This is a genomic window from Corynebacterium ciconiae DSM 44920 (assembly GCF_030440575.1).
GTDB classification, from domain to species: Bacteria; Actinomycetota; Actinomycetes; order Mycobacteriales; family Mycobacteriaceae; genus Corynebacterium; species Corynebacterium ciconiae.
In genome coordinates, this window is the sequence record NZ_CP047189.1 from 1,636,657 (window position 1) to 1,655,282 (window position 18,626).

General features: G+C 62.5%; 15 protein-coding genes and 1 riboswitch. Of the genes, 6 read left to right on the forward strand and 9 right to left on the reverse strand.

Annotated features, from left to right (window positions below):
- Window positions 1–3: 3 nt before the first annotated feature.
- A riboswitch (TPP riboswitch) is annotated at window positions 4–112 on the forward strand.
- From CCICO_RS07235 to CCICO_RS07250, 4 genes are all read left to right on the forward strand, one after another.
- Window positions 104–757: a thiamine phosphate synthase gene (locus CCICO_RS07235; RefSeq protein WP_018019114.1), complete on the forward strand. Its 654-nt coding sequence runs from the start codon at window positions 104–106 to the stop codon at window positions 755–757. (Overlaps the previous riboswitch by 9 nt.)
- Window positions 750–1,883, forward strand: coding sequence for a glycine oxidase ThiO (gene thiO, locus CCICO_RS07240; protein WP_018019115.1), 1,134 nt, complete (start codon window positions 750–752; stop codon window positions 1,881–1,883). The genes CCICO_RS07235 and thiO overlap by 8 nt, the downstream gene beginning before the upstream one ends.
- A 16-nt stretch (window positions 1,884–1,899) precedes the next feature.
- Complete coding sequence (gene thiS / locus CCICO_RS07245; RefSeq protein WP_018019116.1) at window positions 1,900–2,109, forward strand: sulfur carrier protein ThiS; 210 nt, start codon at window positions 1,900–1,902, stop codon at window positions 2,107–2,109.
- 6 nt (window positions 2,110–2,115) lie between these two features.
- Window positions 2,116–2,901, forward strand: coding sequence for a thiazole synthase (locus CCICO_RS07250; protein ID WP_018019117.1), 786 nt, complete (start codon window positions 2,116–2,118; stop codon window positions 2,899–2,901).
- Window positions 2,902–2,905: 4 nt separating this feature from the next.
- Here CCICO_RS07250 and CCICO_RS07255 read toward each other — a convergent pair whose 3' ends face one another.
- Window positions 2,906–5,212: a Tex family protein gene (locus CCICO_RS07255; RefSeq protein WP_018019118.1), complete on the reverse strand. Its 2,307-nt coding sequence runs from the start codon at window positions 5,210–5,212 to the stop codon at window positions 2,906–2,908.
- A 126-nt stretch (window positions 5,213–5,338) separates the two neighbouring features.
- On the opposite strand from CCICO_RS07255, the gene CCICO_RS07260 reads away from it, so the two are divergent.
- Window positions 5,339–5,647, forward strand: coding sequence for a hypothetical protein (locus tag CCICO_RS07260; protein WP_018019119.1), 309 nt, complete (start codon window positions 5,339–5,341; stop codon window positions 5,645–5,647).
- 36 nt (window positions 5,648–5,683) lie between these two features.
- On the opposite strand, the gene betT is transcribed toward CCICO_RS07260, so the two are convergent.
- The 4 genes from betT to rpsP form a co-directional block, all read right to left on the reverse strand.
- Window positions 5,684–7,858, reverse strand: coding sequence for a choline BCCT transporter BetT (betT, locus tag CCICO_RS07265; protein WP_425265818.1), 2,175 nt, complete (start codon window positions 7,856–7,858; stop codon window positions 5,684–5,686).
- A gap of 240 nt (window positions 7,859–8,098) precedes the next feature.
- Window positions 8,099–8,923: a tRNA (guanosine(37)-N1)-methyltransferase TrmD gene (gene trmD / locus CCICO_RS07270; protein ID WP_018019121.1), complete on the reverse strand. Its 825-nt coding sequence runs from the start codon at window positions 8,921–8,923 to the stop codon at window positions 8,099–8,101.
- The gene (gene rimM / locus CCICO_RS07275) at window positions 8,923–9,429 is read right to left on the reverse strand and encodes a ribosome maturation factor RimM (protein ID WP_018019122.1); all 507 of its coding nucleotides are present in this window, start codon (window positions 9,427–9,429) and stop codon (window positions 8,923–8,925) included. Before rimM ends, trmD begins: the two co-directional genes overlap by 1 nt.
- A gap of 193 nt (window positions 9,430–9,622) precedes the next feature.
- Window positions 9,623–10,102 (reverse strand): 30S ribosomal protein S16, encoded by a 480-nt coding sequence (gene rpsP, locus CCICO_RS07280; RefSeq protein WP_018019123.1) that lies wholly within the window; start codon window positions 10,100–10,102, stop codon window positions 9,623–9,625.
- Between the two features lie 404 nt (window positions 10,103–10,506).
- Here rpsP and CCICO_RS07285 point away from each other — a divergent pair, with 404 nt between their 5' ends.
- Window positions 10,507–12,711 (forward strand): acyltransferase family protein, encoded by a 2,205-nt coding sequence (locus CCICO_RS07285; protein WP_018019124.1) that lies wholly within the window; start codon window positions 10,507–10,509, stop codon window positions 12,709–12,711.
- Between the two features lie 85 nt (window positions 12,712–12,796).
- Here the strand turns inward: CCICO_RS07285 and ffh are convergent, their stop codons facing one another.
- The 4 genes from ffh to CCICO_RS07305 form a co-directional block, all read right to left on the reverse strand.
- On the reverse strand, window positions 12,797–14,419 hold the full coding sequence (gene ffh, locus CCICO_RS07290; protein WP_018019125.1) for a signal recognition particle protein: 1,623 nt from the start codon (window positions 14,417–14,419) through the stop codon (window positions 12,797–12,799).
- Window positions 14,420–14,482: 63 nt separating this feature from the next.
- Window positions 14,483–16,558, reverse strand: coding sequence for a [protein-PII] uridylyltransferase (locus CCICO_RS07295; RefSeq protein WP_018019126.1), 2,076 nt, complete (start codon window positions 16,556–16,558; stop codon window positions 14,483–14,485).
- Between the two features lie 83 nt (window positions 16,559–16,641).
- Window positions 16,642–16,980, reverse strand: a complete 339-nt coding sequence (locus tag CCICO_RS07300) for a P-II family nitrogen regulator (RefSeq protein WP_018019127.1) — start codon at window positions 16,978–16,980, stop codon at window positions 16,642–16,644.
- A 217-nt stretch (window positions 16,981–17,197) separates the two neighbouring features.
- Window positions 17,198–18,487 carry an ammonium transporter gene (locus CCICO_RS07305; protein ID WP_018019128.1) on the reverse strand — a complete coding sequence of 430 codons (1,290 nt, stop codon included), beginning with the start codon at window positions 18,485–18,487 and terminating at the stop codon, window positions 17,198–17,200.
- Window positions 18,488–18,626: the final 139 nt, after the last annotated feature.

Here is an 18,626-nt window from a genome sequence, read left to right on the forward strand (position 1 = left end):
CTGTGGCCCATGCGCGGGTGCCCCTCGCCGCGTGCGGCGCACAGGGGCTGAGATGAGACCGCTAGAACCTGCTGTGGTTAGCACCGACGAAGGAAGCATGAATATGGGCGTAGCCGTTGATTATCGCTGTTATCTTGTGAGCGCCGCCGACGATCCCACCCGAGTAGTAGACACCGCGGTGCGCTGCGCCCGCGCCGGGGCTGGGGTGGTGCAGGTGCGTTCAAAACCTATTTCTGCCCGTGATCTCTACCAGCTCAGCCGCGCCGTGGCGCTGGCCGTGCACGAGGTGGCACCACACACGCGCACGCTGGTGGATGATCGTCTCGATGTGGCTCTTGCGTTGCGCGACGAGGGGGTCCCGATCGCGGGGGTGCACCTAGGCCAGGATGATATTCCGGTGCGCGCCGCGCGAGCGTTGCTGGGCGATGATGCCATCATTGGGTTGACCACCGGCACGCGCGAGTTGGTGGCCGCAGCTAATGAGGTGGCTGATGTGATCGACTACATCGGCTGCGGACCCTTCCGCCCCAGCCCCACCAAGGATTCTGGGCGCGCGCCCATTGGCCTCGAGGGGTATCCGGACCTCGTTCAGCTCTCTGCGCTACCGGTGGTGGCTATTGGAGATGTCCAACCCAGCGATGCCGAAGCTCTCGCCGCTACGGGCGTTAATGGGGTGGCGCTCGTGCGCGCCTTGCATCACGCTGAGGATCCCGGCGCGGCGGTAGCTCAGGTGCTGCGGGGGTTCAACCGTGGCTAAGGTAACGATCATTGGGGCCGGGATTGTTGGCCTTGCTACAGCGTTCAGTCTCACGCGGCGCGCTCATCAGGTGCGGCTGATCGATCCCTCCCCTGCCTCTGGGGCTACCCACTATGCCGGTGGGATGCTCGCCCCGGTGGCGGAGGTGCAGTATCGCCAGGAGAAGCTGTTTCCGTTGATGAAGGACGCGGCCCGCTATTGGCCTGAGCTGATTGCCCATCTGGCCGAGCACACCGCGCTTCCATTGGGCTTCGATGATTCCGGCACGCTCGTTGTGGCCGCCGATCACGCCGATGGCCAGCACCTTGAGGAGCTCGCGCTGTATCAACACGCTTTCGCTATGCCGGCTGAGCGCATCACCACTCGCCAGGCCCGCACCGAAGAGCCGGCGCTCAGCCCTCGACTCACGGGGGCGGTGAGTATCCCAGGAGACTTTCAGATATATCCCCGCGTGTGCGCCGAGGCACTGCTCGACGCCTGCCGCACGCTGGGGGTTTGCCATATCGCCGAGGCTGTCACTCATCTCAAGGCCGCGGAGCGGGTCACCGCGATCCACACCACTGAGTCGGTCTATGAGGTAGATGAGGACGAGCAGGTGGTTCTGGCCGCAGGCCTCGGCGCGGGTGAGATCACTGGGTGGGATAATCCGCTGCAGCTGCGTCCTGTCTACGGCGATATTCTGCGCGTGCGGGTTCCCGCCGCCCTGCAGCCGCTGTGTACCAAGGTGGTGCGGGCCTTTGTGGAAGATCGTCCCGTCTACATCATTCCGCGTGCGGTGGATCAGACCATCGCGATCGGCGCGAGCACCCGCGAGGATCATCTGCGCGAGCCGAAGGTGGGGGCTGTTTATGATTTGCTTCGCGACGCCATCCGCATCCTGCCCGGCCTCGAGGAATGCGAGCTCATCGAGGCCGCCACCGGTGCTAGGCCCGGATCTCCCGATGATCTTCCCTACCTCGGCCGCGCCAGGGCCAGAAATCTCATTGTCTCCACCGGCTATTTCCGCCACGGTATTTTGCTCAGCTCCTGGGCCGCACGCCGCACCACCGAACTAATTGAAGGCTTAGCCCCGGAGGATCTACAGCACTGCGATCCCTATCGGCACGAACGATCACACACCTTGTGAGGAGTACCCCATCGCTATGTTCACCCTGACGATCAACGACACCCCCGAGAGTTTCGCCTCCCCCACCACCGTGGCGGAGGTGGTGCAGCGCCACACCGGCTCGACCGAGACCGCAGGCATTGCCGTGGCTGTGGATGCCACGGTGGTGCCAGCCGCAGACTGGTCTGACTACACCCTTCAGGCCGATCACACCGTTGATATCCTCACCGCCGCTCAAGGGGGCTAAGAGATCATGCTGCGTATTGGTAAACACGAATTTTCCTCGCACCTGATCATGGGTACCGGCGGCGCCACCTCCCATGAAATCTTGGAGCAGGCGCTGGTGGCCTCTGGCACGCGCGTGACCACGGTGGCAATGCGGCGTCACGCCGGCCGCACCCACTCCAGCGGGGAATCTATCTTCGAGCTTCTCACCCGCCTCAATATCGCCACCTTGCCCAACACGGCCGGCTGCCGCACCGCCCGGGATGCGGTGCTCACCGCCAGGCTTGCCCGCGAGGCCCTCGGTACCGATCTCATCAAGGTAGAGGTGATCGCCGATGAACACACCCTTCTGCCGGATGTGGTGGAAACTCTCGACGCCTGCGAGCAGCTTCTGCTCGAGGACTTCACCGTGATGGCCTACACCTCGGACGATCCGGTAGTCGCCCAGCGCCTCGAGCATATCGGGGTGCATGCCGTGATGCCGCTGGGATCTCCCATCGGCACCGGGCTAGGCATTGTCAACGAGCACAATCTAGAGCTGATCTGCTCCCGCGCGAAGGTTCCGGTGCTTCTCGACGCCGGAGTCGGCACCGCCTCGGACGCAGCCCGCGCCATGGAGCTCGGCTGCGCAGGGGTGCTCCTAGCCTCAGCGGTCAACCGTGCCCAAGATCCCGTGGCCATGGCCACAGCAATGAAGCTCGCGGTGCAGGCCGGAGCCCATGCGCGCGCCGCTGGCCGGATCCCGCTGCGCCGCCACGCCCAGGCATCCTCCTCCTTTGAGGGCTTGGCCAGCTGGGCCGATACGGTGCTCTAGCGCCCTAGAACCCAGCGCGCTTCAGGGCATCGGCCATCGCCCCGCCGCCGGCGTTTTGCTGGGTGGATCCGCCACGGCGCTTCTTATTACCCGTGCCTCGCCGGGCACCGGAACGCCCGCGGGATGCCGAGGAGGCGCCGTTGGTGTCTTTGCCGCGGCGCTCGGTGGGCTGCGAGGTGGCGTCGTCAAGCCGCAGCGTCAACGAGATGCGCTTGCGGGGCACATCGATATCGAGCACCTTCACCTTCACCACCTCGCCGGAGCGCACCACCTCGTGCGGATCGGAAACATAGCGATCGGACATGGCAGAGACGTGAACGAGGCCGTCGTGGTGCACACCCACATCCACGAAGGCGCCAAAGGCGGCAACATTCGTCACGGTGCCCTCAAGGATCATGCCGGCTGAGAGATCACTGATCTTTTCCACCCCTTCCTTGAAGCGGGCGGTGGTGAACTCGGGGCGAGGATCGCGGCCGGGTTTGTCCAGCTCCGCAAGGATGTCCGTGACGGTCGGCACGCCGAAGCGCTCGTCGGCGAAATCCTCCGGGCGCACGGTAGAGAGTACCCGGCTATTGCCGATGAGCTCGCCGATACTCAAACCGGTGGACTCGGCCATGCGCCGCGCCACGGGATAGGCCTCGGGGTGCACAGCGGAAGAATCGAGCGGATCCGCGGCGCCGTGAATCCGCAAAAAGCCAGCAGCCTGTTCGAAGGCCTTGGGGCCTAGCCTCGGCACCTTCTTCAGCTGCGCCCGTGAGCTGAAGCTGCCCTCCTGCTCGCGATAGGCCACAATGTTTTTCGCCACGGTGGACGACACCCCAGCGACGCGCTCCAACAACGGCACCGAAGCGGTGTTCACATCCACACCCACGGCGTTGACCGCGGACTCCACCACCCCGTCCAAGCTGCGGGCCAAGGCCACCTGGTTCACATCGTGTTGGTACTGACCGACGCCGATGGACTTCGGATCGATCTTCACCAACTCCGCCAGGGGATCCTGCAAACGGCGGGCGATGGACACCGCCCCACGCAGAGAGACATCCATGTCCGGAAACTCCTTCGCCGCCAACTCCGAAGCCGAATACACCGAGGCCCCCGACTCGGACACCACCACGGGGGTGGGGCGGCGACCGCCTGCTGCAACGATCATCTCGGCGATCTCGCGGGCGAGGGTGTCCGTCTCGCGGGAGGCGGTGCCATTACCCACCGCGATCAGCTCCACCCCGTGCTCAGCGCAGAGCCCAGCCAGCTCGGCGCGGGCGGCGTCCCAGCGGTTCTGGGGCTGGTGTGGGTAGACGATCGTGGTGGCCAGCACCATCCCAGTCGCCGAGACCACCGCCACTTTCACCCCATTGCGATAGCCCGGATCCAGCCCCATGGTGGCGCGCTGCCCAGCAGGGGCGGCCAGCAGCACATCGCGCAGATTGGTGGAGAACACCTCCAAAGCGCCCTGCTCGGCGGTCTCCTTCAGCTTCATGCGCGCATCCAGCGATGCCGAGACATACAGCTTGGTGCGCCACGCAAAGCGCACCGCCTGGGCCAGCCAGGCGTTCTTCGCCACGGGGATGTCCATGGCGGCGGCCACCATGGCCTCGTAATCCTCGTCCGAACCGGCGTCGATGCTGAGCGTGAGCACTCCTTCCTTCTCCCCGCGCAGCAGGGCAAGGATGCGGTGGCTGGGCAGACGACGCAGCGGCTCGGAAAAATCGAAGTAATCCTTGTATTTCGCCCCGCTGTCCTCGGCGCCGGCGTTCACACTCGCCGTCATCACTCCGGTGCGGAACACGCGCTGGCGAACCTCGCCCACCAGATCGGCGTTGAGGGCGCAGCGATCAATGAGGATCGCGCGGGCGCCATCGAGGATCTCCTTCTCGCCCGGGAAGTCCTCGCTGGTGTAGCCGCTGGTATCCACCGGCGCCTCGGGGTGGGCCAGGATGGTATCGAGAAGCGGCTCGAGCCCAGCTGCCCGCGCCTTGTCCGCTTTGGTGGTGCGGCGTTTCTTATAGGGAAGGTAGAGATCCTCCAGCCGGGCCTTGGTATCTACGGCCTCGATCTGGGCGCGCAGCTCATCGCTGAGCTTGCCCTGTTCCTCGATCGCGGCGAGCACCGTCTCTTTACGCTCGGCGAGCTCGCGCAGATAGTCCAGGCGCTCGGCGAGGACCCGCAGCTGGGAATCGTCCAACCCCCCAGTGACTTCCTTGCGGTAGCGGGCGATGAAGGGCACCGTGTTGCCCTCATCTAGCAGCGCGATGGTGGCCTCAACCTGATCGGGTCTGAGCCGAAGTTCTTCAGCGATAGTGCGAGCAATCATTCGCGCTAGTTTAGCAAGGCCCCCACCGTGCACCCGCCGGCGAGGAGCTTCGCTGCAGGTGTTCGCAGCTCTTACAGTGGGCGGGAAACTAGCCACCCGCCCACCTCCGAGGGCATCATGGACACTATGTACTACGCCGATCTCAATGTTTTTTGCACTCCCGATGTTCTCCACGCCGCCACTGAGCAGGCGCCCGCGCACATCACGGGGCTGAACTCCATCCACACCGAGCATGTCTCGCTATCCTGCGAGCCCGATAACATGCTGCTCAACGAGGCCGGCGGCAGGCCCGGCAACCTCTACCGCGTGGTGGTGCACGCCGCAGAGCCGGTGAGCACAGACACCGTGATGGGCTGCTTTCCCAGCGATACCCTGTGGTACGGCTCCAGCGGCGAAGGCGAGATCGACCCAGGTATTAGCGCTGCCTGCGCCTAGCGCTAACCTCCTCCACACCCTGCCAGCCTGCAGGCGCTAGTGCTGGTCCTCGGCCGGCCACTGGTCCACATAGGAGGCATTATCCGAGTGATCCGACCCACCCGGTAGGTACTGCTGCATGTGGAGGAATTCGAGGTGGCGGTCATACAGATCGAGCAGGTTCGAGATCAGCTGCTGACGGGTATAGCCGTAGACGTCATAGCCGAGCGAGCCGCTGTGTGAAAACACCTCGAGTCGGTAGTAGACCGCGGTGTCTGCATGGGCGAAACTGGGGCTGAGCTCGCGCACCGGATACACCTGATAGCGGAAGGATTTCTCCTCCGCGCCGAAGTCCACCAGCAGGTCCAATTGATCGATGCCTGTGCCATCCACCTCAGCGGTGGTCAACAGCGCATCGATGCCCTTGTCTCGCATCTGGTTAGCCACATCTTCCAAGGCGGGGCGCGCCACCGTATCCACATACTCTTGGGTGTGCTCCTGATCCGGCCAGGTTGAGGCGCGCTGGATGCGGCTGCGCCAATCCTCCTCCGAGTTCCGGCCCGTGCGTGAGGAGATCGCCGAGTGCAGCGCCACCTTGCGGGACTCCTGCTCATACACCTCGAGTCTTAAGGACTTGGTGAGCCCGAACATGAGCAGATACACCACGATGGCGAAGGGAATACCCATCACGATGGTGGCGGACTGCAGCGCGGAGATGCCATTGATCTGCAGCATCGTCACCGTCAACAGCCCGACCACGGCCACCCAGAACACGCGCTGCCACTTGGCGCCGTCCTGCTGGGAGTCGGTCACATGGGACGCGAAGTTGCTCATCACCAGCGCCCCGGAGTCCGCCGAGGTGACAAAGAAGAGCATGCCCACCAGCAGCGAGAGGGCCACCATGACGGAGCCGTACGGGAGAGCGTCGAGAAGCATGAAAAAGCCCTGCTGCGGATTCTCGTTGGTGAGCTCCCCGAAGTCATTATCGCCGCTCATCACCCGGTCGAGGGCGGTGTTGCCGAAGATCGACGCCCACAGGGCGGTGAAGGTGAAGGGCACAACGAGGGTGCCCACGATGAATTGGCGAAGGGTGCGGCCGCGGGAAATGCGCGCCAAAAACAGCCCCACAAACGGCGCCCAAGCCACCCACCATGCCCAGAAAAACAAGGTCCAATTCTGCATCCACTCCCCCGTCTGATCGGGCGTGGTGGAATAGGCGAAGGAGCTAAAGGTCCAGTTGGGCAGCTGGGTGAGATAGTCGCCGATGTTTTGCATCATGGCGTCGAAAAGAAAGGCTGTCTTGCCGGTGACCAAGACGTAGACCATGAGCAGCAGCGCGAGATAGACGTTGATCTCGGAAATGCGTTTAATGCCTTTGTCTACCCCCGCCACAGCAGAAACCGTGGCGGCAAGAATCGCCACGACCACCAAACCGATCTGGGCGGCGTGTCCCTCGGGGATGCCGAACAAAAACTGCAGGCCAAAGTTCAGCTGCACCACACCGATACCTAAGGAGGCGGCCACGCCAAAGACGGTGCCGAGCATGGCGGCGATGTCCACCGCATCGCCCACAGGTCCGTGTACCCGCTTGCCCAGGATGGGATACAGGGCCGAACGGATCGCCAGCGGCATGTTGAGCCGGTAGGCGTAGTAGCCAAACGCCATGCCGAGCAGCGCATACAGCGCCCACCCGGACATGCCATAGTGGAAGAAGGTCCACACCACCGCATCTCGTGCTGCGGCCGCTGTTTCTCCCTCACCCTCTGGCGGGCTGTAGTACTGCATGATCGGCTCGGCCACGGAATAGAACATCAAACCAATGCCAATGCCCGCAGCAAACAGCATGGCGGACCATGAAAAGAGCGAATACTGCGGCCGTGCGTGATCGGGCCCCAACTTGATGGACCCAGCTCGCGAGCAGGCGATAAAGATCATGAACACCAGCGCCGCCGCCACGGTGAGGATGAGAAACCAGCCGAAGTTGGAAGTGATCCAACCGGTGAGGGTGTTCAGGCTGGATTCGGCAGAGTCCTTATTCACCAAACCCCATAAGGATATGAGGATCACTCCGATACCGGAGGTGATAAACACAATCCAATTGGGTTTCGGCGGCTGGCCTGAACTATCAAAGGTTCCAGCCCGGTAGGTGCCCACGATCGCGCGGCGATTCGTTGGCTCCTCGTGCGGCTGGCCGGTTTGCTTATACATTTTCGGGGACGTGCTCGAAGACATCTCGCAACTCTCATCATCGATGGCTGTGATCTCTGTGCACGCACACGTCCACATCAGGCGGTATCGCCCGTGAACTCCCCAGCTATGGACGCCGCCAGCGCCTAGGGGCAAGCACCCGCCTGAGATTCAGCGCGCGTGCTCTCACTGCGAACGTGTGGCGTGTGACAGTGTAGACGCCCAGCCGGACACTCGTAGCACCTATGGCAGCACATCGCCGCAGCATACCCCACGTATTGGGGGTTAGAGTCCGGCAAGGAAGTCCCGATCAGCCTGGGACAGCTCCACCGTTTCGAGCAGCTCGGGGCGGCGCTCGGCGGTGCGGCGCAGGGCCTGCTCGCGGCGCCATCGATCTACCTTGGCGTGATCGCCGGAAAAGAGCACCTCCGGCACATCCAGCCCGCGCCAGCTCCGCGGTTTGGTGTAGCTGGGGCCTTCCAACAGCCCAGTGGAAAAGGAATCATCCTCATGGCTGTTCTTATTGCCCAACACCCCGGGGATGAGCCGCACGATGGCCTCGGCTAACACGAGCACCGCTACTTCCCCGCCGACGAGCACATAATCACCAATGGAGACCTCTTCCACGCGGTAGCGTTCGCGGGCATCCTCCACCACCCGTTGGTCGATGCCCTCGTAGCGGCCGCAGGCACACACAATGTGCTTTTCGCGCGACCAGCGCTCTGCATCGGCTTGCACGAACGGCCGCCCGGCCGGGGTGGGCACGATAAGAAGTGGCTTATCCTCATCCACCGTCTTCTCATAGTTGTGATCCACCGCGGCAGGGCCGCGCACATGCGCCTGGGCAGAGCTCAACAGCTCAACCTCGGCGGCTGGCCCAGTGCCGGCGGCTACGTCATCGAGTGCCGGGCCCCACACCTCCGGCTTCATCACCATGCCAGGTCCGCCGCCATAGGGAGAATCATCCACTGCCTTGTGGTTGCCGCTGGCCCACGCCCGCAGATCGTGCACGCCCACCTGCACTATGTCGTGCTCGATGGCTTTGCCGATGAGTGCATGACGCAGCGGCTCGAGATAACCGGGGAAAATGGTGAGAACATCCAGACGCATTAGAGATCCAGCAACCCTTCCGGCGGGGTGAGGGTGACGGTGCCCTCTTCCACGTTCACCTCGGGCACGATGGCCTCGACGAAGGGCACAAGGGCATCGCCACCGGCGGCAAGACGAATATTCAGCAGGTTGTGGGCCACACCACGCTCCACGGCGCGTACGTTGCCGATCTCTTCGCCGTCGACATAGACCCGCAAGCCTTCAAGCTCGTGGTCATAGAAGCCTTCGTCATCGTCTTCCTCGCGGGGATCGGCCAGAAAACGCATCCCGCGCAGGCTCTCTGCGGCGCTACGATCAGCGATCTCCTCGAACTTCACCAGCAGCCGCCCCTTGTGCACCCGTGCCGCGACAATGGTCAGCTCGAGCGTTTTGCCGGTCTGGTGGCCCTCAACGACCTCGCCTATGGCGAAGCGCTCCTCGGGAACATCGGTGGTGGGATCAACGATCACTTCCCCCTTGATGCCATGGGATTTGATCACGCGCCCAATCTGCAGCTTCTCATCCATGACTGTGTAGTTTAAAGCCCTCTCCGCTGTGGGTGTACACCCGCCCCCAGCCAGCAGGCGCTAGCACGTCCCGCCCCTCTCATGCTGCGCCCTAGCCGGATACATGTGGGCATGAAAAAACCGCACCGGCTTTCCCAGAGTGCCTATGGCGGCGGGAACGTGGTGCGGTTGGCGCGTTATGGGCCGGCAGAGTTTACTCTGCGGACTCCTCAGCCTCAGCCTCGTTGGCGGCCTCTTCCTCGGCCTTCTTCTTAGCCTCGGCCTCAGCGGCGTCCTTTTCTTCCTTGGCCTTACGCTTCTTCTCGGTGATGGCCTCGGCGGTCGGGCCGTTGTTGGCCTCAGAGAGAGCCTCGTTGAACAGGTCCAGCTTGGACTTCTTCTCCGGGGCAACCTTCAGGGTGCCCTCGGCGCCCTCGATGCCCTTGAACTTCTGCCAGTCACCGGTGACCTTCAGCAGAGCGAGAACCGGCTCGGTCGGCTGAGCGCCCACGCTCAACCAGTACTGAGCGCGCTCGGAGTCGATGCGGATGACCGAAGGGTCCTCCTTGGGGTGGTAAATACCGATGTTCTCGATCACCTTGCCATTGCGGCGGGTGCGGGCATCAGCCACGACCACGCGGTACTGCGGGGTGCGGATCTTACCGATACGGGCGAGCTTAATCTTGACAGCCATGTGTGGCTCCTTTTCTTCTTGTCACTTAGGCAGTACAGACGCGCCTACCGTGTAGGTGGTGGGCGCCGGTTCAACCCTTGGATTTACCTGCGGGTGACACCATGGGGTCGCCAGGCGAGACGTACTCGGTGACTGGCAGTTACCGCAGACAACTCGAGGAATACTACCCCATTCTCCAGCGCTGGCACAAACCGATCATGCAGGCTTATCGACGCCACCCTCGCCTCCTCTGCACCGTCCACGGCCACGGCGGCAGCGTTGTTTTCGTCAAACCTCAGCGAGATCGGTAGGCTAAACAGTCGACATCAGCCCACTGCCCACATGTTTAGACCTTGTTAGCCCACATTTTTTCGGTCTGCTGAAGGGGCGGAAAAGATGAGAGTTCAAGGAGTCGAGTTCACCCAGTGTCTGAGAGCAATGCGCTGAAATCGGTCTCATACCGCTATGACCTCGACGGTTTACGCGGCGTCGCTATCGCCTTCGTGGTGATTTTCCACGTCTTCGTCGGCCGGGTCTCCGGCGGCGTCGACGTGTTCCTGCTCCTATCCGGCTACTTCTTCCTCGGCTCGCAATTGCGCTACGCCGACCGGATGCGCGCCTCGCTGAACCCGTGGTGGCCTCTGTGGCGCACCATCCGCCGCCTTGTGCCGGCGCTGGTGGTGGTGCTCGCCTCGGTGAGCGCCCTGGTGTGGTGGGTTGTGCCCTCGTTGAAGGAGGGCGAGCTGGTTAGGCAGCTGCTCGCCAGCTTGCTCTACTACCAAAACTGGGAGCTGGCTAGCCAAGACGCCGACTATAACGTGGCCTCGGACAGCGTGAGCCCACTGCAGCATCTGTGGTCCATGTCGGTTCAGGGGCAGTTTTATGTGGGCGCCATCGCCCTCTCCTTGGGGCTGCTGGCGCTGCTACGCATGCTGAAACTGCGGCGCACTCAGGTGTCCACGGTGGCGGGCCCGATCCTCATTCTCATCACCATCGCTTCCTTCATCTACGCCTGCATCCTGCACAACCAGGACCAAGGGCTGAACTATTACTCCACCTTCTCCCGTGCGTGGGAGCTCACCCTGGGCGCAGTGCTGGCGATCTACGGGCACCGGATTCAGCTGAATGAGAAGCTGCGCTCGGTGCTCGCATGGCTGGGGCTGATCATGGTGCTCAGCACTGGTCTGCTCTTCGACGGAGCCCGGGTATTCCCCGGCCCGTGGACCCTCTACCCCTTGGGTGGTGCGGTGTTCATCATCCTCGGTGCGGGCACGGTCTCTACTCTGTTGAGCCGGCGCAGCATGCGGTGGCTGGGCGATATCGCCTATTCGCTCTACCTCTGGCACTGGCCGCTGTTGATCCTCACCGTGGTCTACTTCGAACTCACCGAGCCCAGCATCCTGCTGGGGCTGGCGGTAATCGCCGTGTCGGTGGGATTGGCGCATCTGACCTACACCTTCGTGGAAAAGCCGCTGCGCCAGCACCGAGCACGACCAAAGAATGACGAATACGTGGCGTGGAATGCCTTCCAGGCCATGCAAACGAACCCCGCAGCCCGGTTGCGCGGGCTGGGCGGCGCCAGCATCGCCACAGTGTTTGTGCTGTTGCTTTCCATGGCGCCGGCCTATAACCAAAAGCTCAGCGACGCCGAGGATCAGGTGCTCGACCCGCACATCTACCCCGGCGCACGTGCCCTCAGTGGCGCCGTGGTTCCGGCAGATGTGGATCCACAGCCCGACCCGGAGCTCATCGGCGATCTCTATCCTCGCATCGGCCTCGACCGCTGCATGGCTTTCGCCTCCCAGCCGCCGGCCTACTTCCCCACCACCGCCTCCAACCCAGATGGTGAGGAGGGACCGTGCGCCTATGGCGAGCTCGAAAACTTCACCAAAACCATCTACCTTGTCGGCGGTAGCCATGCCGAGCAGTACTCCTCGGTGCTTATTGAGATCGCCAAGGAAGAGGGCTGGCGCATCATTCCGCAACTGCGCCAAGGCTGCCCGCTCTTCCTGCAGTACGACGGCGAATACGATGCCGATAATCTTTGCGCTCGCTATAACCACAAGTCCCTCGACTTGCTGCTCGACGCCCAGCCGGATCTCGTGCTGTCCACCTCGACCCGACCGGAGTCTCTCACCGGTGAGGGCCCGGACTACGTGCCGGAGGATTATGAGCGCGTCTGGGAGCTATTGGATGAGGCCGGTATTCCCTTCCTTGGCCTGCGCGATAACCCTTGGGGATGGAATGAAGACGGCTCTCCATTTAACCGCACCCAGTGCATGGCCCAAGGCAATAGCGCCGAGGAGTGCGGCATTGATCGGGATGTGGTGTACTCCGAGGAAGATCCGGCCGAGGAGATTCTCGCCGGCTTCGACAACATGCGCTCGGTGGATACCTCTGACTGGTTCTGCGAGGACGATTTCTGCCCGCCGGTGATCGGCAATGTCTTTGTCTACCGGGATCACAACCACATCTCGGCGGCCTATGCACATTCCCTCAAGGAAAAGCTGCGCGCGGAGTTGAAATCCATGTTCGCCGATATCGACCCCGACAAGCTGGGCGATGAGGATGATAAACCCACCACCACCTTCTTCAACGAAGAAGAGGACGAAGACGACAGCGAAGATTAAGATCCGCGCGGCCGAAGCATAAAAATCCGGCCCCGCTCTCCGAGATATCTCAAGGAGAGCGGGGCCGGATGCGCTGAAAGGGTGGTTATTTCCCCTTGCCGAAGTCGAGGTTGTTCAGGTCGATGTTTTCCATCCCCTTTGGCATCTGTGGCATGCCGGGGAATCCACCGCCCATGCCACCCATCTGCTGCTGCAGCTTCTCCAGTTCTTCCTGGGAGGGCATGCCGCCGCCCATGCCGGGCATTCCGGGCATGCCGGGCATTGCCCCGCGCTTCGGTCCGCGGTTTTTGCCCTTGTTGGTGCGCTTGCCCTTCTTGTTCTTGCGGCCCTTCGGCTTCTTCTTGGTGGCCGAGCGCCCGCCCATGCCGGGCATGCCGAACTGGCCGGCCATCTTGCTCATCATCTTCTTTGCCTCGAAGAAGCGCTCCACCAATTGGTTCACCTCAGAGACTGACACGCCGGAGCCATTGGCGATGCGCTTGCGCCGAGAGGCATTGAGAATCTTCGGGTCCTCGCGCTCGGCGGGCGTCATGCCGCGAATGATGGCCTGGATGCGGTCGAGCTGCTTCTCGTCCACCATGTCCGCCATCTGCGACATCTGCGATCCCCCGGGCAGCATCTTCAAAATGTTGCCGATCGGGCCCATGCGGCGGATCATGAGCATCTGATCGAGGAAGTCCTCCAGAGTGAGCTCGCCGGTGCCCAGCTTGGAGGCGGTCTTCATCGCCTCTTCTTGGTCCAGCTTCTGCTCGGCCTGCTCGATCAGCGAGAGCATATCGCCCATGCCGAGAATCCGGCTGGCCATACGCTCCGGGTGGAAGACATCAAAGTCATCGAGCTTCTCGCCCGAGGAAGCGAACATGATCGGCTTGCCGGTAACCTCACGGATCGACAGCGCCGCACCACCGCGGGCATCGCCATCTAGCTTGGTCAGCACCACACCGGTGAAGTCCACGCCATCGCGGAACGCCTCGGCGGTGTGCACGGCGTCCTGACCGATCATCGCATCGATCACGAAGAGCACTTCGTCCGGGTTGACGGCGTCGCGAATATTGCGCGCCTGCGTCATCAGCGTCTCGTCGATGCCGAGACGGCCGGCGGTATCCACAATCACAATGTCGTGCTGGGCGCGCTTGGCCTCAGCGATACCTTGGCGGGCCACCTCCACGGGATCACCGTGGGAGGTGCCCATCTCGTGTTCGCTGCCCAAAGCGGTGCCGGGATCCGGGGCAAAGGTAGGCACCCCGGCGCGCTCGCCAACGATCTGCAGCTGCTGCACCGCACCGGGGCGCTGCAAATCGCAGGCCACCAGCATCGGGGTGTGGCCCTGATCGGCGAGGTGCTTGGCGAGCTTTCCGGCCAAGGTGGTTTTACCTGCACCCTGTAGGCCGGCGAGCATGATCACGGTGGGCGGATTCTTCGCCAAGTTGAGCCGGCGGGTCTCTCCGCCGAGGATGTCAACGAGCTCCTCATTGACGATCTTGATCACTTGCTGCGCCGGGTTGAGCGCCTTAGAAACCTCCGCGCCGGTGGCGCGGGCCTTAATGCGCTTGATAAAGCCGCGCACCACACTCAGCGAGACGTCCGCCTCCAGCAGGGCGAGCCGGATCTCGCGGGCGGTGGCGTTAATGTCAGCTTCAGTGAGCTTGCCCTTGCCGCGCAGATCCTTGAGCGCCCCTGTGAGCCGGTCTGATAGTGATTCAAACACGAAAAGTTTCTCCCCTATATATACGTCTTGTCTCGCTATACCTTACCTTTATCCTGCTTTATGCTAGCCGTTGAGCAGACAGCGCGTCACGTCACGTTCTATCTGCGCGGAGTCGTACTCACCGGCGAGACAGAACTGGGCGATGCAGGTAGCCCCTGGCCGCCGCAGGCTGAACCATTCCACCTCTGGCAGCACGTTCAGCAGCGTGCCCAAGATGCCGTGCACGTCTGGGGCGCGCACCTCCACTGTGCGGCCGTACCAGTAGGTGGCCACCATGGATGTGTGCACCTGCGGCGGAGTGGTGTGCACCCGAGACTTATAGGATTGCACCACATGGTGGGCGTCGATCTCGGTGCCGAAGCGCGGCCGCGCCGAAAGCATCACATGCTCGCCATTGGCGGCGGCGGTGCGCACCCGCAGCCCGCTGGCGTGAATGGTGGCGAGCAGTGTCATCAGTTGTGCTCGGTTCGGGGTCCGCGCGCGGATGTGATAGTAGTGCCCGTTAGGGAGCACTTCGATGTTGTCGACTTGCTCGATCTGCGGCGGCTGCGGCACCACACAGGTAAGCATTCGCTCCGCGTTACTGACGAGCATGTTCATCCCATAGGCCAGCGTTGAGCTGTACACCCCGGGCCCCGTGCCGCGCGCATCGGCTTTGGTCAATAGCGCCAATAGGTTCAAGGTGAGCTGATCGTAGTGCACCGCATCGAGCAGCTTATCGACGCTATCCTCGCTGCTGACATCCGTGGTGGTGGCTAGTTCCGCGAGGGTGGTGTGCTCGAGCACCAAAGTGCGCAGCACCTCCACATCGGCGGGGTTGAATCCCATTCTTAGGGCCTGTTCCACCACCATTTCTGCCCCAACAATGGCGTGAGGCCTCTCGCAGCGTTTGCCCATGTCATGAAACAGTGCGGCCAAAAGCAGTAGATCGGGCCGCGCCGCAGCGATGGTTTCGCTGGCGCAGTTTTCTACCACCGCGATGGCGTGGCGATCGATGGTGTGAATATGGGTGGGTTCTTTGGGCATAAGCCCGCGCACCCTCTCCCACTCCGGCACCAGCGGACTAAAGAGTCCGAAACGATCCATGGCCCGCACCACCTCGAAGGTGTGCTCGGGGCTAGAGAGCACGGTGAAGAAGTCCTCCACCGAAGCTTTGGGCCAGGGTTCAGGCAGCGGCGGGCAGGTGCGCAGGGAGGACCACACCGCAGTAGATACCCGCAGCCCGTGGCGTGCTGCGGCGGCGGCCACCCTCAGCGGCAGACCCGGATCATCGAAGTTGGTATCCCGCGCTAGCGACACATGATCGCCTTGCGCGAACACGTCGAGATCCACTGGCTGGCGTCGGCTGCGGGTCAGCGGCACCCTAGTGATCACATCGCGGGCACCATCGAGGGCCTTGGTGAGGGCAACGTCCACGTTGTGGGCGGCCTCGGCAATGGCAGTGGAGAGCTCATAGCGATCGGCAAAGCCGAGTTTATCCGCGACATCCACGGCGAACTCGGGGTCGAGGACATCGCGGTGGCGGTGCGCGGCTGTGTGCAGCAGCGTGCGGGCGTCGATAAGCAAGCTGCGTTCGCGGGATAGATCGGGGGCGTCCACGAGATTGCCGAGGGCGAGCGCGCGCAGGAGCTCAATATCGCGGAGGCCACCGTGGCCGTTTTTAAGATCGGGGCGCGTCATGGACACACACGATCCGGAGCGACGCCAGCGTTTGATGGCTTCGTCGGAGATGTGATCAAACTTGCGAGGCAGCACCTGCCGCCAGCGGCGGCGCACCGCCCGAATGGTGGCGGTGGTGAGCTCTTCATCGCCGCTGACATGGCACAGGTCTAATAGCGCCAGGCTGGCGCTGGGCTCGGTGGCGAGCACCGTCAAACAGTCCTCGATGGTGCGCACGCTGTGATCTAGGGAGATGCGAGAATTCCAGATGGGATACCACACCTCGGAGAGATCGCCATCGAAATCCTCGGGGATCAGCAGCACCAGATCAAGGTCTGAATGCGGGGTCATTTCTTCGCGCGCGAACGAGCCGGTAGCGGCGAGCGCACAGCCGGCGGGAACCTCCACCCCGGCGATCGTGTGGTGCACGGACTCGAGGGTGTCGCTGCGTAGATCGGCGGCGGTGTGAGAGAGCTTCATACACATCAGAATAAAAAAGCGCCTCCGGCGCCCAGCACATGCGGGCCCGGAGGCGGAAGAAAGAAGATACGGCGTGAAAGGGATTAGAGGGCGTCGGAGCCGCGCTCGCCGGTGCGCACGCGCACGAGCTGATCGATGGGGCTGACCCAAATCTTGCCGTCGCCGATCTTGCCGGTGCGGGCGGCGCTGGCGATGGTCTCGAGTACCTCGTCCAGCTGGGCATCGTCCACAATGGTTTCGATCTTGATCTTCGGCACGAAGTCAATAGCGTATTCGGCGCCGCGGTAGACCTCAGAGTGGCCCTTCTGCTGGCCATAGCCCTGGGTTTCGGTGACAGTCATGCCCAGCACGCCGATCTGCGACAGTGCTTCCTTGATGTCGTTGAGAGTAAAAGGCTTAACGATGGCGGTTACAAGCTTCATGGGACGGTATCTCCTTGGAGGTAGGGATATGAGATTGGGTGCATTACTGCGGTATTCAACGCTCTTTCACGTCTATTCGCCCAGCACAGCGGCTATGAAAGCTAGCACACTGCCGTGCGAATTAGGTGGTAACTACAAAGTGTAGTAATTTCTCACATTCTGTGTCGGCAGCACCGGGATCGGGGTTGATCTCCGGTGCTACCCCACGTCGCTGGTATTAGAAGCGCATCGAGGAAGTCTCGTAGGCGGTCTCGCCGTGGATGCGGTAGTCGATACCGGATTCCTCGTCTGTTTCTTCAATGCGCCAGCCCATGGTGCCCCGGATAATCAGGGCCACCACGGCGGTAACGATAGCGGAGACGATCATCGCTGCGATTGCCACCACGAACTGCACCACGAGCAGCTTGAAGCCGTCGCCGCCGCCACCGTAGAAGACACCGATGTTGGTATCTAGCAGTGCCAGACCGATGGTGCCCCACAGGCCGGCGACTAGGTGCACGCCCACCACATCGAGGGTGTCATCGAAACCGAAGCGATATTTCCAGCTCACAGCCCACGCTGCCAGGCCACCGCCCACGGCGCCGAGCAGCAGCGAGCCCACTGGATCGAGCGCGCCTGCGGCCGGGGTGATGGCCACCAGACCGGCAACTACACCGGATGCTGCGCCCAAAGAGGTCATGTGCTGATCGCGGATGCGCTCAACCACAAGCCAGCCGATGATACCGGCAGCGGCAGCCGCAGCGGTGTTCATCCAAGCCAGACCGGCGAGGCCGTCGGCGGCAAACGCGGAGCCGGCGTTGAAGCCGCACCAGCCGAACCACAGCAGGCCAGAGCCGAGCATCACCATCGGCAGGTTATGCGGGCGGTGCACATGGCGCGGGAAGCCCTTGCGGTGCCCACAGACCACGGCGAGCACCAGGGCGGCGGTACCGGCCGCAATGTGCACCACGGTTCCACCTGCGAAGTCCACAGGCCCGATAATGGCTTCCTCACCCTCGGAGCCGAACATCCATCCAGCGACGGAGTGGGAAGACTCAGAGAGCAGGCCGCCGCCCCACACCATGTGTGCCAGCGGGAAGTAGGCAAAGGTGACCCACAGGCCGGCGAAGACCAGCCAGGAGGAGAACTTCACACGCTCCGCGATGGCACCGCTGATCAGGGCCACGGAGATCACGGCGAATGTCACCTGGAAGGCGACGTCGATAATCGCCGGGTATCCGGAGTCACCCACAACGTAGGCGCCTGCCCCATCGGTCATCACATTGCGCAGACCGAAGTCAGTAAAAGGATCGGCCACAATGCCGGCGAGGTCGTTTCCGCCATAAGACATGGACCATCCATAGAGGATAAAGATTGGGATGACCACACCCATCGCCCCAAAAGACATCATCATCGTGTTCAGCACGGACTTCTGTCGGGACATTCCGCCGTAGAACATGCTGAGCGCGGGAGTCATGAGCAAAACCAAGGAAGCTGACATGAGCATCCAGCTTGCGTTTCCCTCCATGTTTCCTTCCTTTCTTGCTACGTTGTCTCGTTGTCGTTGGGTGCTTTATCACCAACGGAAGATAACTATAGCCCAATAGAAAAATAAATTCTATTGGGCTATAGAAAGCTGTGTTCCACAACGTAAAAACCGCCCCCTA